This is a genomic window from Streptomyces xinghaiensis S187, from assembly GCF_000220705.2.
Taxonomy (GTDB): domain Bacteria; phylum Actinomycetota; class Actinomycetes; order Streptomycetales; family Streptomycetaceae; genus Streptomyces; species Streptomyces xinghaiensis.
This window is the reverse complement of sequence record NZ_CP023202.1, coordinates 5,680,779-5,693,765: the sequence shown is the minus strand read 5'-3', so window position 1 is coordinate 5,693,765 and position 12,987 is coordinate 5,680,779. Positions and strand designations below refer to the sequence as shown.

Annotated in this window: 9 protein-coding genes; 6 read left to right on the top strand and 3 right to left on the bottom strand. The window is 72.5% G+C overall.

All coding sequences use genetic code 11. The features are described from left to right. Positions 1-25 precede the first annotated feature (25 nt). Positions 26-1,333, bottom strand: coding sequence for an NYN domain-containing protein (locus tag SXIN_RS24275; RefSeq protein ID WP_095757529.1), 1,308 nt, complete (start codon positions 1,331-1,333; stop codon positions 26-28). 260 nt (positions 1,334-1,593) lie between these two features. On the opposite strand from SXIN_RS24275, the gene SXIN_RS31610 reads away from it, so the two are divergent. Further along, positions 1,594-1,767 (top strand): hypothetical protein, encoded by a 174-nt coding sequence (locus SXIN_RS31610; protein WP_019709484.1) that lies wholly within the window; start codon positions 1,594-1,596, stop codon positions 1,765-1,767. A gap of 157 nt (positions 1,768-1,924) precedes the next feature. On the opposite strand, the gene dnaE is transcribed toward SXIN_RS31610, so the two are convergent. Next, positions 1,925-5,467 carry a DNA polymerase III subunit alpha gene (gene dnaE, locus SXIN_RS24270; protein WP_019709483.1) on the bottom strand — a complete coding sequence of 1,181 codons (3,543 nt, stop codon included), beginning with the start codon at positions 5,465-5,467 and terminating at the stop codon, positions 1,925-1,927. A gap of 356 nt (positions 5,468-5,823) precedes the next feature. Between dnaE and SXIN_RS24265 the strand changes: the two genes are divergently transcribed. The 4 genes from SXIN_RS24265 (at position 5,824) to SXIN_RS24250 (ending at position 10,936) form a co-directional block, all read left to right on the top strand. Then, positions 5,824-6,507 carry a hypothetical protein gene (locus SXIN_RS24265; protein ID WP_095758176.1) on the top strand — a complete coding sequence of 228 codons (684 nt, stop codon included), beginning with the start codon at positions 5,824-5,826 and terminating at the stop codon, positions 6,505-6,507. Positions 6,508-6,573: 66 nt separating this feature from the next. Continuing rightward, the gene (locus tag SXIN_RS24260; RefSeq protein ID WP_019706247.1) at positions 6,574-7,416 is read left to right on the top strand and encodes a thioredoxin domain-containing protein; all 843 of its coding nucleotides are present in this window, start codon (positions 6,574-6,576) and stop codon (positions 7,414-7,416) included. An 82-nt stretch (positions 7,417-7,498) separates the two neighbouring features. Then, positions 7,499-9,166, top strand: a complete 1,668-nt coding sequence (locus SXIN_RS24255) for an alkaline phosphatase D family protein (RefSeq protein ID WP_238153849.1) — start codon at positions 7,499-7,501, stop codon at positions 9,164-9,166. Between the two features lie 189 nt (positions 9,167-9,355). Beyond that, a complete protein-coding gene (locus tag SXIN_RS24250; RefSeq protein WP_095757528.1) occupies positions 9,356-10,936 on the top strand; it encodes a serine/threonine-protein kinase in 1,581 nt (526 codons plus the stop codon). 71 nt (positions 10,937-11,007) lie between these two features. Here the strand turns inward: SXIN_RS24250 and SXIN_RS24245 are convergent, their stop codons facing one another. After that, positions 11,008-11,628, bottom strand: a complete 621-nt coding sequence (locus tag SXIN_RS24245; protein ID WP_050930881.1) for a dienelactone hydrolase family protein — start codon at positions 11,626-11,628, stop codon at positions 11,008-11,010. A gap of 79 nt (positions 11,629-11,707) precedes the next feature. Here SXIN_RS24245 and SXIN_RS24240 point away from each other — a divergent pair, with 79 nt between their 5' ends. Then, positions 11,708-12,979 (top strand): mechanosensitive ion channel family protein, encoded by a 1,272-nt coding sequence (locus tag SXIN_RS24240; protein WP_095757527.1) that lies wholly within the window; start codon positions 11,708-11,710, stop codon positions 12,977-12,979. Positions 12,980-12,987 lie beyond the last annotated feature (8 nt).

Below are 12,987 nucleotides of genomic sequence, written 5' to 3'. Positions count from 1 at the left end.
CAACGAGAGTACGCGCCCGTGCCGCTCAGTCCGCGGCCGGGGAGGGCTCGGCGGCGGTCGGGGCACCGGCCTCGCGCCAGAAGCCGGCGCGGATCGCGTAGCGGTCGCGCTCGTCGATCTGGTCGTCCTTGTGGGCCAGCAGCCCGAAGCGGGCGGCGTACCGCAGCAGTTCGCCGTCGATGCGGTGCGGGATGCGCGGGTAGTCGGCGGTGAGCTGCTTCAGGGGGGCCGGGGAGGGCAGCCGGTCCTTCCAGCGGCGGGCGAACACCTGGCCGACCTCGAAGGGGTCGCCGCTGACGGCCGTGATGTCCTCCTCCCGGTCCGCCCAGCGCTGTTCCGGGCTGGTGAGCTGGGCGAGGGTGGGCAGGGCCGCGCTCTCCGGGGGGTCGGCGGGGCCGCCGCCGCGGTCGATCCAGCCGCGGTCGGAGGACCAGCGCAGGGTGGCGGCGGGGACCGGTGCGGGCGGCCCGGCCGGGGCGGCGGGTCCGCGGCCGAGGCCGGCGAGGTCCTTGGGGGTCGGCACGCCTCGGGCCGCGCCGTCGGCGGAGCCGTCGCTCCCGGCCGGCCGCCCGTTGCGCTCGCCGGGGGCGCCGTCCTCCGTACCGTCCGGGGCGGCGGCGGGTTCGCCGGGTGCGGGGGTGCCCAGGGCGGCCGGAGCGCCGTTGCGCGGTGCCCCGACGCGGCCCTCGCGGGGCCCGTCCCCGTCGGACTCGGGCAGTGGCGCGGAGAGGATCGCCGCGATCTCCGGCCGGGACTCGGGCTGCGGCGGGCAGGCGGTGACGGCGTCCCTGGCGCGGACCGCCCGGGTGATCCAGCTGCGGTCCAGGACCCGGCGCTCGTCGGCCTCCGCGACCAGGTCCTCGGACTGGTTGTAGTCGCCGTCGGCGGCCTGCACGGCCCAGAGGTGGACGGCGACGCCGTGCTCCTTGGCGGACATCAGCCCGGGCAGCAGATCGCCGTCGCCGGTGACGAGGACGATGTCGGAGCAGGCGCGGTTGCGGGCGAGTTCGGTGAGTTCGGCGTGCATTGCCGCGTCGACGCCCTTCTGCGCCCAGCGGCCGTCGCTCCGGGTCAGCGCGCCGAGCCGGACGGTGACCCGCGGCATGACGCGCAGCCGCCGGTGCTCGGGCTGGGGTACGCGGTCGGGGGCGCCGTCGAACCAGTAGATGCGGAGCAACTGGCGTTCCGTGTCGGCCTCGGCGCGCTCCCGCAGGGCCTGGATGAGGGCGGCGTGGTCCACGCTGATACGGGACCGGGCGGGCTCTCCGGCGAGCAGACTCGCGGCGGCCCCCAGCAGGTAACCGGCGTCCACCAGGACGACACAGCGCTCCACGGTCCACCCTCTTTCCTGATCCGCCGCCCCCCGGAACGGTTTTCTTTCGGGTATCCCCCGAGTCTGCCCGACCGCCCGGGGGTTATCTGCCGAACTGGATCACCGGCGTGGCGCATCGGTGCCGCCGGGCCCCCGATCTCGCCGCTCACCGGCGGCAATTGTCCGACATGCAGCCTTTGCCAGGGCGTGTCACAGTGAGGTCGACGGCGCTCCCGTCCCCCGCCGGGCCGCCGGCCGGAGCGCCGGGAGGAGGCACCACCATGGCGAAGAACAAGAACCGGGACCGCAAGCAGCAGGTCCGCTCCGCCGCCGGGAGCGGCGAGGAACAGGCCAAGGGCGGTTCCATGGAAGCGCAGGAGCGGATGAGAGCCGAGTCCCCGGAATCCTCGCGGAACGTCTCGAAGAAGCACCAGCGGCGCTTCGGGCACAACTGACGGCGCCCTCCGGCGCACAGGGGGCGCGCCCCGGTCCCAGAGGCGCGCCCCTCGGTATACGGCCCCCTCGGTGTACGGCCCCGGCGGCGGCCGGGCCGCGCCCGGCGCACCGCGGAGCGTGCCCGTACGGCGGGACGGGAAGCCCCGGGGCGGTCCCTCAGCCGGCCAGGCAGGACGGCCCGAGCAGCACCTTGAGATCCCCGAAGAGGGCGGGGTCGGCGGTGACCCGGTGCCGGTCGAGCCGGAGCACGGTGGTCTTCCGGGCGCCCTGGAGCTTGATCCGCACCTCGGTGGACCCGCGGTGCTGGGTGAGCACCTCACCGAGCTTCTCGACCAGCGGCGGGGTGACCCGCACCGTCGGAATGGTGATCGTCACGGGCCCGTTGGCGGAGGCCTCCGAGAGATCGGGGACCATCATCTCCATGGCGACCAGCCGGGGCACGTCCTCGCGCTTGTCGAGCCGGCCCTTGACGAAGACCACGGCGTCCTCGACGAGCTGGGTGGACACCAGCTGGTAGGTGGCCGGGAAGAACATGCAGTCGAGGGAGCCGGCCAGGTCCTCGACGGTGGCGATGGCCCAGGCGTTGCCCTGCTTGGTCATCTTCCGCTGGAGGCCGGAGATGATGCCGCCGATGGTGACGATGGTGCCGTCGGAGTAGTCCCCGCCGGTCAGCTGGGAGATCGACGCGTCCGCCTTCTCGCTGAGGACGTGCTCGATGCCGAAGAGCGGGTGGTCGGAGACGTAGAGGCCGAGCATCTCCCGCTCCTGCGCGAGGAGATACGCCTTGTCCCACTCGATGTCGGAGAACTCGACGTCGAGCCCGAAGCCCGGGGTGTCGTCCCCGTCGTCCTCCCCCATGCCGCCGAAGAGGTCGAACTGCCCCTCGGCCTCCTTCCGCTTGACCTGCACCACGTTGTCGATCATCGACTCGTAGTGCGCCGTCAGGCCCTTGCGGGTGTGGCCCAGCTCGTCGAAGGCACCGGCCTTGATCAGGGATTCGACGGTCCGCTTGTTGCAGACCACCGCCTCCACCTTGTCCAGGAAGTCCGGGAAGGAGGCGTACTTCCCCTTGGACTTGCGGCAGCGCACGATCGAGTCCACGACGTTCTGCCCGACGTTGCGGACGGCGGTCAGGCCGAAGACGATCGTGCTGTCACCGCGCGGGGTGAAGTTGGCGTCCGACTCATTGACGTCCGGCGGGAGGACCTTGATGCCCATCCTGCGGCACTCGTTGAGGTAGATCGCCGACTTGTCCTTGTCGTCGCGGACCGAGGTGAGCAGCGCCGCCATGTACTCGGCCGGGTAGTTGGCCTTGAGATAGGCGGTCCAGTAGGAGACCAGTCCGTACGCGGAGGAGTGCGCCTTGTTGAAGGCGTACCCGGCGAAGGGCACCAGCACGTCCCACACGGCCTGGATGGCCTCGTCGGAGAAACCCTTCTCCCGGGCGCCCTTCTGGAAGTTGACGAACTCCGCGTCGAGGACTTCCTTCTTCTTCTTGCCCATCGCGCGGCGGAGCAGGTCGGCCTGGCCGAGGGAGTAGCCGGCGAGCACCTGGGCGGCCTTCTGCACCTGCTCCTGGTACACGATGAGGCCGTGGGTGATGTCGAGGACCTCTTTGAGAGGCTCCTCCAGCTCCGGGTGGATCGGCGTGATCTCCTGCTGGCCGTTCTTCCGCAGCGCGTAGTTGATGTGGCTGTTCATGCCCATCGGGCCGGGCCGGTACAGGGCCGAGACGGCGGAGATGTCCTCGAAGTTGTCCGGCTTCATCATGCGCAGCAGGGAGCGCATGGGTCCGCCGTCGAACTGGAAGACGCCGAGGGTGTCGCCGCGCTGGAGGAGCTCGAAGGTCTTGGGATCGTCGAGCGAGAGGTCGAGCAGGGTGATGTCGATGCCCTTGTTGGCCTTCACCAGCTTGACGGCGTCGTCCATGATCGTGAGGTTGCGCAGGCCCAGGAAGTCCATCTTGAGCAGGCCCAGCGACTCACAGGTGGGGTAGTCCCACTGCGTGATGGTGACGCCGTCGGTGTGCCGCACCCAGACCGGGACATGGTCGGTGATCTTCTCGCTGGACATGATCACGCCGGCCGCGTGCACGCCCATCTGCCGCACCAGCCCCTCGACGCCGCGCGCGGTGTCGATGACCTTCTTGACGTCCGGCTCGTTCTCGTACATCGAGCGGATCTCGCCGGCCTCGCTGTACCGGGGGTGCGAGGGGTCGGTGATGCCGGAGAGCGGGATGCCCTTGCCGAGGACGTCGGCGGGCATGGCCTTGGTCAGCCGGTCGCCCATGGCGTACGGGTAACCGAGCACACGGGCGGCGTCCTTGATGGCGTTCTTGGCCTTGATGGTGCCGTAGGTGCCGATCATGCAGACCTTGTCGGCGCCGTACTTCTCGGTGACGTACCGGATGACCTCACCGCGCCTGCGCTCGTCGAAGTCGATGTCGACATCGGGCATGGAGACGCGCTCGGGGTTGAGGAACCGCTCGAAGATCAGGCCGTGCTCGATCGGGTCGAGGTCGGTGATGCCCATGGCGTAGGCGACGATCGAGCCGGCCGCCGAGCCGCGGCCCGGGCCGACGGCGATGCCGTTGTTCTTGGCCCACATGATGAAGTCGGCGACGACGAGGAAGTAGCCGGGGAACCCCATCTGGATGATGACGTCCATCTCGTACTCGGCCTGCTGCTGCCGGTCCTCCGGGACGCCGCCCGGGTAGCGGCGGGCCATGCCCCGCTTGACCTCCTCGCGGAACCAGGTCACCTCGGTGTAGCCCTCGGGGACCTCGAACCGGGGCATCAGGTCGCGCTTCTCGAACCAGCCGGTGGTGTCGATCTGCTCGGCGACGAGCAGGGTGTTGGCGCACCCCTCCTGCCAGGCGTCCGAGGAGTCGATGGCGTACATCTCGTCGGTGGACTTGAGGTAGTAGCCGGAGCCGCCGAACCGGAAGCGGTCGGGGTCGGAGAGGTTCTTGCCGGTCTGGATGCAGAGCAGGGCGTCGTGGGCGTCGGCCTCGCCGGCGTGCGTGTAGTGCGAGTCGTTGGTGACGAGCGGCGGGATGCCGAGCTTCTTCCCGATCCGCAGGAGGTCGTCCCGGACCCGCTTCTCCAGCTCCAGGCCGTGGTCCATCAGCTCCAGGAAGTAGCGGTCCCTGCCGAAGATCTCCTGGTAGTCGGCGGCGGCCTTGAGCGCCTCGTCGAAGTGGCCGAGCCGGATCCGGGTCTGCACCTCGCCGGAGGGGCAGCCGGTGGAGGCGATCAGGCCCTCGGAGTGCTCGGCGATGACCTCCTTGTCCATCCGGGGCCACTTGGTGAGCCAGCCCTCGGCGTAGGCGTCGGAGGAGAGCCGGAAGAGGTTGTGCAGACCGGTCTTGTTGCTCGCCCAGATCGTCTTGTGGGTGTAACCGCCGGAACCGGAGACGTCGTCCCGCTTCTGGTGCGGCTGGCCCCAGGTGATGCGCCGCTTGTTCCGCCGCGACTCGGGGGCCACGTAGGCCTCGATGCCGATGATCGGCGTGATGCCGGCCTTGGTGGCCTGGTCGTAGAAGTCGTAGGCCCCGTGGAGGTTCCCGTGGTCCGTCATCGCGATGTGCGACATGCCCATGTCCTGGCAGGCCGCGAACATGTCCTTGAGCCGCGCGGCACCGTCCAGCAGCGAGTACTGGGTGTGAACGTGCAGGTGCGTGAAGGGCGGCTTGGTCACGGTGGAAGACCTCCGGGCAAGGGTCGGTGACGGCTGGGACGCGTGGGGAACGCGTGCGGCGACAGCACCGAAGTCTATGCCCGGGAAGTGACGCCGGAGGGCACCCGGGAGCCCTCTTCCGGCTTCCCCCGGACGGGTTTCCCGCTGCCCGCCGGGACCGGCCGGGCGGGCACGGGAAACCTCCGGAACGCCACGGGAAACGACAGCGCGGGCGTGTCCCCGGCCGGCCGGAACCGGGCGGCGGCGGCCCGCTGCGGACCGGCGCGGTCCGCCCCCGGACCGCCGGGTTCCGGACCGGTCGCCGGAAGCCCGGGTTTAGGTCCCGCTTAGCCGGGGGCGTGGCACACTTTCCGGCGATGGACGTATCGGGAGCACAGCTGAGGACGCTGCGGGCGGCGCTGTTCACGGCGCTCTGCCTCACGCTGTCCACGGCCGCGCATGTGGCCCTGTCCGGGGTGCCGCTGCCCGTCGCCCCGGTGGCGGCGGTCGCCGCCGGCGTCTTCCTCATCGCGTACGCGCTGGCCGGCCGCGAGCGCGGCTTCTGGTCGATCGCGGCGCTGCTCGTCCCCCTGGAGCTGGCCGCGGACACGGTCTTCACCACCGGCCGGCACACCTGTTACGGCGAGAGCGGCGGCCCCGTGGCCGGCCCGCTCCGCTCGCTCGGCGTCGATCTGCTCTGCGGCGGCGGCACCCTCGGCACCCCCCTGGCGCGGATGGCGGCCCCGGACGACGCCGCCGCGCTGCCGGTGCCCGGCGGTCCGGCCACCCCCTGGCTGCTGCTCGCCGCGCACGCCGCGGTGGGCCTGGCCGCCGCCGTCTGGCTGTGGCGCGGTGAGGCGGCGCTCGGCCGGCTGCTGCGGGCCCTGGCGGCCTTCGCCTTCCGGCCGCTGCTCCTCGCGGTCGCCGCGCTCGTCCCGGCCGGTTCCGCGCCGCGCCGCGGGCCGCACGGGCCGCGGCGCCCCGTGGCGCCGGGCCGGCTCCCCATGCTGGTGTACTCCGTCGTACGGCGCGGACCGCCCGCCGTCGCGGCTGTCGGCTGACAGCCGCCGGGCCCCGTCCCGGCACAGCGACCGCGACCCCCTTACACCACGGAGCAGGGAATCACCATGAGCAAGCGCAACAGCCAGGAAGCCAAGCGAAACGCCCGCGAGCGGCTGCGCGAGGAGCGCGAGCGGCAGGCGAAGAAGGACAAGCTCCGCCGCCAGCTCGTCGTCGGCGGCTCGATCGTGGGCGTCCTGGCCATCGCGGCCGGCATCGGCTTCGCCGTCACCCAGCTGGGTGACGGCGGCGGCAGCGGCACGGTGAGCTCGAAAGAGTGGAACGACGCCGCCGAGGACAAGAAGCTCGTGAAGCCCGCCAACACCTCCGGCGCCAAGGGCACCGATGTGATCATCGGCGAGAAGGGCGCGGAGAAGACCCTCCAGGTCTACGAGGACATGCGCTGCCCCGCCTGCGCCGCCTTCGAGCAGGGCGCCGGCGAGATCCTGATCCAGGACGTCGAGGAGGGCAAGTACAAGGCCGAGTTCGTCATGGCCACCTTCATCGACGACATGGCGCAGGGCTCCGGCTCGAAGAACGCCCTGAGCGCCCTGGGCGCCGCGCTGGACGTCAGCCCGCAGGCGTTCATGGACTACAAGCACGCCCTGTACTCCCAGGAGAACCACCCGGAGGAGTCCGAGGACGAGTTCGCCGACGACGCCTACCTCCTGGAGGTCGCCGGCGAGATCAAGGAGCTCAAGGGCAACGCGGACTTCGAGAAGGACGTCAAGGACGGCACCTTCGACAAGTGGGTCCTGGAGATGGACAAGAAGTTCGACAAGAGCGATGTCCAGGGCACCCCGACCCTCAAGATGAACGGCGAGAAGCTCGTCGTCGAGGGCACCGAGAACACCCCGATGGCCCCGGACCAGTTCAAGGCCGCCATCGACAAGGCCCTCACAGCGGAATAATCACCGCCGGAACGGCAACGGGCAGGCGAACTTCCGTCATACGTCTGCCCGTTCGCCGTACCCGGCAGTAATCTGTCGGCCCGTGACGGACCTTACAGAGACCGAGACCGCCCCCCGCCCCGCCGGCCACTCCCGCCGCACGGTCGTCAAGGCCGCGGCCGCCGGCGCGGGCGCCGCGATGATCCCGCTCACCGGCGCCCACCGCGCCGCGGCGGCCGGGAACGCCCCCGCGTTCCTGCACGGCGTCGCCTCCGGCGACCCGCTCCCCGACGGCGTCCTGCTGTGGACCCGCATCACGCCCACCGCCGACGCCGTACCCGGCTCCGGCAAGGGCCCGGACACCCCGGTCGGCTGGGAGGTGGCCGAGGACCGCTCGTTCGCCTCGGTCGTCGCCCGCGGCACCGCGACGGCCACCGGCGCCACCGACCACACCGTCAAGGCCGACGTCCGCGGACTGCGCCCGGCCACCCAGTACTTCTACCGCTTCACCGCCGGCGGCACGGTCTCCCCCACCGGCCGCACCCGCACCACCGCCGCGCACGACGCCACCGCCCCCGCCGTCCGCTTCGGCGTCGTCTCCTGCGCCGACTGGGAGGCCGGCTGGTTCTCCGCCTACCGCCACCTCGCCGCCCGCACCGACCTCGACGCGGTGCTCCACCTCGGCGACTACATCTACGAGTACGGCAGCGGCGGCTTCCCCGGCGCGGACGGCGTGATCCGCTCGCACGTCCCCGCCCACGAGATCCTCACCCTCGCCGACTACCGCGCCCGGCACGGCAACTACAAGACCGACGAGGACCTGCGGAACCTGCACGCCACCCACCCGGTCATCGCCATCTGGGACGACCACGAGGTGGCCAACGACGCCTGGTCCGGCGGCGCCGAGAACCACGACCCCGCCACCGAGGGGGACTGGGCGCGGCGGGTGGCCGCCGCCAAGCAGGCGTACTTCGAGTGGATGCCGGTGCGCCCCTCGATCGCCGGCACCACCTACCGCCGGCTGCGCTTCGGCCGGCTCGCCGATCTGCACCTGCTGGACCTGCGCTCGTTCCGCTCCCAGCAGAGCTCGATCGGCAACGGCGAGGTGGACGACCCGGACCGCACCATCACCGGCCGCAGGCAGCTCGACTGGCTGAAGAGCGGACTGGCGTCCTCCGACGCCTCCTGGAAGCTGGTCGGCACCTCCGTGATGATCTCCCCGGTGGCCTTCGGCTCCGTCCCCGCGTATCTGCTGGGCCCGCTCGGCAAGCTGCTCGGCCTGCCCTCCGAGGGCCTGGCCGTCAACGTCGACCAGTGGGACGGCTACACCGACGACCGCCGCGAACTCCTCACCCATCTGCGGGAGTCGGGCATCGAGAACACCGTCTTCCTCACCGGTGACATCCACACCGCCTGGGCCAACGACGTCCCCGTCAGGGCCGCCACCTACCCTCTCTCGGCCACCGCCGCCACGGAGTTCGTGGTGACCTCGGTGACCTCGGACAACATCGACGACATCCTGAACGTGCCGCCGCAGACCGCCTCCCTGGTCGCGACGGCCGCCGTGCGCGCCGCCAACCGCCATGTGAAGTGGGTGGACATGGACTCGCACGGCTACGGGGTCCTGGACGTCACCGCCGAGCGGGCGCAGATGGACTACTACGCCATCTCCGAGAAGACCGACCGCTCCGCCTCCGCGGAGTGGCTGCGCTCCTACCGGACCCGTTCCGGTGCGCAGAAGCTGGAGCGGGTGGACCGGCCGGTCCGCTGAACCACCACCCGCAGCCCGCCGGTCCCGCCGCGGCCCCGGCCGCGGCGGGACCGGTGGCCCGGACGGCGCGGTGCGGGCCGACGCGGGCCGGCGGCCGCCCCGGGCGGGCCCCCGGGACGCGGCGGGCTGGATACCCTGCTGCTGCACCTGGCATGGACGGCAGCGGTACGGCGGCTGGGGGACGGCGAGTTGAGCGAGTCCGGGGACATCATCGACGGCCGCTTCGAGCTGCTGGAACGGCTCGGCAGCGGCGGTATGGGCGCGGTGTGGCGGGCGCGGGACCGGGCTCTGCAGCGGGATGTCGCCCTCAAGGAGGTACGGCCCCCGGACCCGGCGGCGGCGGGCGCGGGACCGGGCGCCGGACGCGTACTCCAGGAGCGGGTGTGGCGGGAGGCCCGGGCGCTGGCCCGGCTCAGCCATCCCCATGTGGTGACGATTCATCACATCGTGGACGACGAGGGGCCGTACCCCTGGCTCGTCATGGAACTGCTCTCCGGCGGCACCCTCCAGGACCGGCTCGACACCCGCGGCCCGCTCACGCCCGCGGAAGCCGCCCGCATCGGCCGCGAGCTGCTCTCCGCCCTGTCCGCGGCGCACGCCGCGGGCATCCACCACCGCGACGTCAAACCGGCCAACGTCCTGCTGCGGCCCGGCGGCGGTGCGGTCCTCACCGACTTCGGCATCGCCGCCCTGCAGGGCTCCGTGACCCTCACCGCCGTCGGTGACGTGATCGGCTCCCCCGAGTACATCGCCCCCGAGCGCCTCCGGGGCCGCGACGACCTCCCGGCCTCGGACCTCTGGTCGCTCGGCATGCTGCTGTACGTCGCCGTGGAGGGCGCCAACCCGGTGCGGCGCGCCACGGCCGTCGCCACGCTCGCCGCCGTGCTGGACGAGCCCGTGCCGCCCCCGCGGCGCGCGGGCCCGCTCGCGCCCGTCCTCGCCGAACTGCTCGTACGGGACCCCGCCGCCCGGCCGGACGCGGCGCGGCTCGACCGGCTGCTGGCCGCCGCGGCGGAGGGGAGCCCGGCGCCGCCGCCCCCGCCGCCGCCCACCCTGCCGGCCGTCCCGCCCCCGTCCGGCCCGCTCCACACGGCGCCCACCGTGACCACGGCCGGCTCCGGGCCGCCCGCTCCGGCGGGCCGGGGCCGGCGGGGCCGCCGCACGGTGGCGGGGATGGCCGCCGCCGCGGTCGCCGGCGCCGGGCTCGCGGCGACCGGCGTCTATCTGGCCCTGACCGGCGACGGCGGCGACCCCCCTCCCCCGGCGCGGACCACGAGCGCGTCCACGGGCACCGCCTCCGCCACCGGGTCCGCGACGCCCTCGTCCTCCGCGTCACCGTCCACCGCACCGACGAGCGGCGGCACCGGGCCGTCCACGTCCCCGGAGACACCGCCGCGGACGCCGCCGGAGAGCTCGCCGTCCGCGACGGGCCCGCGGCCCGGCACCTGGATCGCCCAGCTCTTCTCCGAGGCGGTGGTCCCCGGAAAGCCCGCCCCCAGACGGCAGCTGGCGGAGCTGCGTGAGAAGGTCCCGGCGGCTCTCCTGCTGCACAGCAGCGACTTCGCCTCGCTGCGGCCCGGCTACTGGGTGATCTACGCCCCCGGCCCGTTCGACGACGGAGAGGCGGCCCTCGCCTTCTGCGCGGAACACGGCCGGACCACCGAGAACGAATGCGCGGGCCGCTACCTCAGCCATGACGAGGACGACCGCGAACTGCTGTGCCTCCCCACCCCGGACGGCGGCTCCCGGGGACGCTGCACCCGACCGTGAACAGCAGCCCGGCACCCGGACGCCGCGCGGCCTCCGCACCACCGCGCCCGTGAACGGGCTCCGTACCGCGGCTACAGCTCCGCCAGGAAGGACAGCGCCACCGACCAGGTCTCCTCCGCCGCCTCCGGATCGTGGTCCGGGAGGTCCGGATCGGTGTAGAGGTGGCCGGCTCCCGGGTAGCGGAAGATCTCCACCTCCGTTCCGGCCCGGCGCATCCGCAGATACCAGGCGTTCAGCCAGTCGTGCGGCTCGAACGGGTCCGGGTCGGCGACGTGGAGCTGGACCGGCAGCCCGTCCGCGGACGCGTCCTCGGCGAGGTCCGAGGTGCCGTGGAGCATCAGCAGCCCGCGGGCCTTCTCGTCCGCCAGCGCCAGGTTCTGGGCCAGCGAACCGCCCAGCGAGAAGCCCGCGTAGACCAGTCCGCGGTCGGACAGCGGCGCGGCGGCCGCGACCGCGCGCCTCAGCAGCTCGTCGCCGCCGATCTCGTCCTTGAGGTCCATGCCCTCCTCCACGCTGCCCGCGGTGCGGCCGTCGTAGAGATCCGGCACGTGGACCTCGTGCCCGGCGGCCCGCATGCGGTCCGCCGCGGCGTGCACGGCCGGTCGCAGACCGTAAGAACTGTGAAAAAGAACAACTGTCGGAGAGCCCGGCACCCGTGTCACTTCCCTGAGAGCGGTTAGCAGTCTTCTCATCGTGCCAGTTACGGTCGGTCGGAGGTCCGCGGCCCTGACGGCCGCCGGAATCCCGCCCCGAGGAGGAGACACCGTGCCGATGGAGGCTGTACTGCGCCCGCTGATCGTGTTCGGCGGTGCGCTGGTCATCTCGCTCGCCGTCGGCTGGCTCGTCCGCGTGGCCCTGCGCAGAAGCGACGCCCGGCACCCGGAGACGCCGCTGTGGGACATGCTGAGCCGGGCACTGGTGCCGCTGCAGCTGGTGCTGGGCGCGGCGCTGCTGCGCGGCTCGTACGACCAGGCACATCTCGCCCGGGACCACACGGTGGCCACCGGACGGCTGCTGACGCTCGTGCTGATCGGCGCCACCGCCTGGCTGGTGCTGCGGGTCGTCACGGCCGTCGTCGAGGCCTCGTTCGCCCGCTACTCGGCGACGACCAGCGAACGGGCCCGGGTCCGCCGGATCCGCACCCAGATCACGCTCATCCAGCGGGTGGTGACCGCGGTCGTCGCGGTGGTGGCCGGCGCGGCGATGCTGCTGACGTTCCCCGCGATGCGCACCGTCGGCACCTCGCTGCTGGCCTCGGCCGGTCTGCTGGGCATCGTGGCCGGCATCGCCGCGCAGTCCACGCTGGGGAACCTCTTCGCCGGCCTGCAGATCGCCTTCGGCGACATGGTGCGGATCGGTGACACGGTCGTGGTGAACGGCGAGTGGGGCACCGTCGAGGAGATCACCCTCACCTTCCTGACCGTGAAGACCTGGGACGAACGCCGGTTCACCATGCCCGTCTCGTACTTCACCAGCCAGCCGTTCGAGAACTGGTCGCGCAACAGTCCGCAGATGACCGGCACCGTCTTCTTCCATCTCGACCACTCCGCGCCGGTCCAGCTGATGCGGGAGAAACTGGGCGAGATCGTGCAGACGGTCGACGCCTGGGACGGCCGGAACTGGAACCTGACCGTCACCGACTCGACCCCGAGCACCATGGAGGTGCGGGCCCTGGTGACGGCGAGGGACGGCGACACCCTCTGGACGGCCCGGGTCGAGGTCCGGGAGAAGCTGCTCACCTGGCTGCGCGAGGAGCACCCGTACGCCCTGCCGCGCATCAACACGGCCCCGGCCGTCTTCCCGCCGCCGCGGAAGCGGGAGCGGGACGGGCTGCCGACGGGCGTCGACGGGACCGTGGCCGCGCAGCGGACGGAGTCACCGGAGGACCGGGCGGAGACACCCGCCGCCGCGGCCGACCGCGCCGCCGCGCGGAACGGCCGGCCGGAGGCGGCGGAGCAGGGGAAGGGGACGGAGAAGTCCGGCAGGGCCGGCCGGGCGGGCAAGAACCACTCCGGCCGCGGCCCCCGGCTCCACCGCCGCTGAGCCCGGCC

What these genes read in the sequence shown, in the direction of transcription:
- SXIN_RS24265 (WP_095758176.1), top strand. Translation starts at nt 5,824, where the DNA reads ATGGACGTATCGGGAGCACAGCTGAGGACGCTGCGGGCGGCGCTGTTC.
- SXIN_RS31610 (WP_019709484.1), top strand. Translation starts at nt 1,594, where the DNA reads ATGGCGAAGAACAAGAACCGGGACCGCAAGCAGCAGGTCCGCTCCGCC.
- SXIN_RS24240 (WP_095757527.1), top strand. Translation starts at nt 11,708, where the DNA reads ATGGAGGCTGTACTGCGCCCGCTGATCGTGTTCGGCGGTGCGCTGGTC.
- SXIN_RS24245 (WP_050930881.1), bottom strand. Translation starts at nt 11,628, where the DNA reads ATGAGAAGACTGCTAACCGCTCTCAGGGAAGTGACACGGGTGCCGGGC.
- SXIN_RS24260 (WP_019706247.1), top strand. Translation starts at nt 6,574, where the DNA reads ATGAGCAAGCGCAACAGCCAGGAAGCCAAGCGAAACGCCCGCGAGCGG.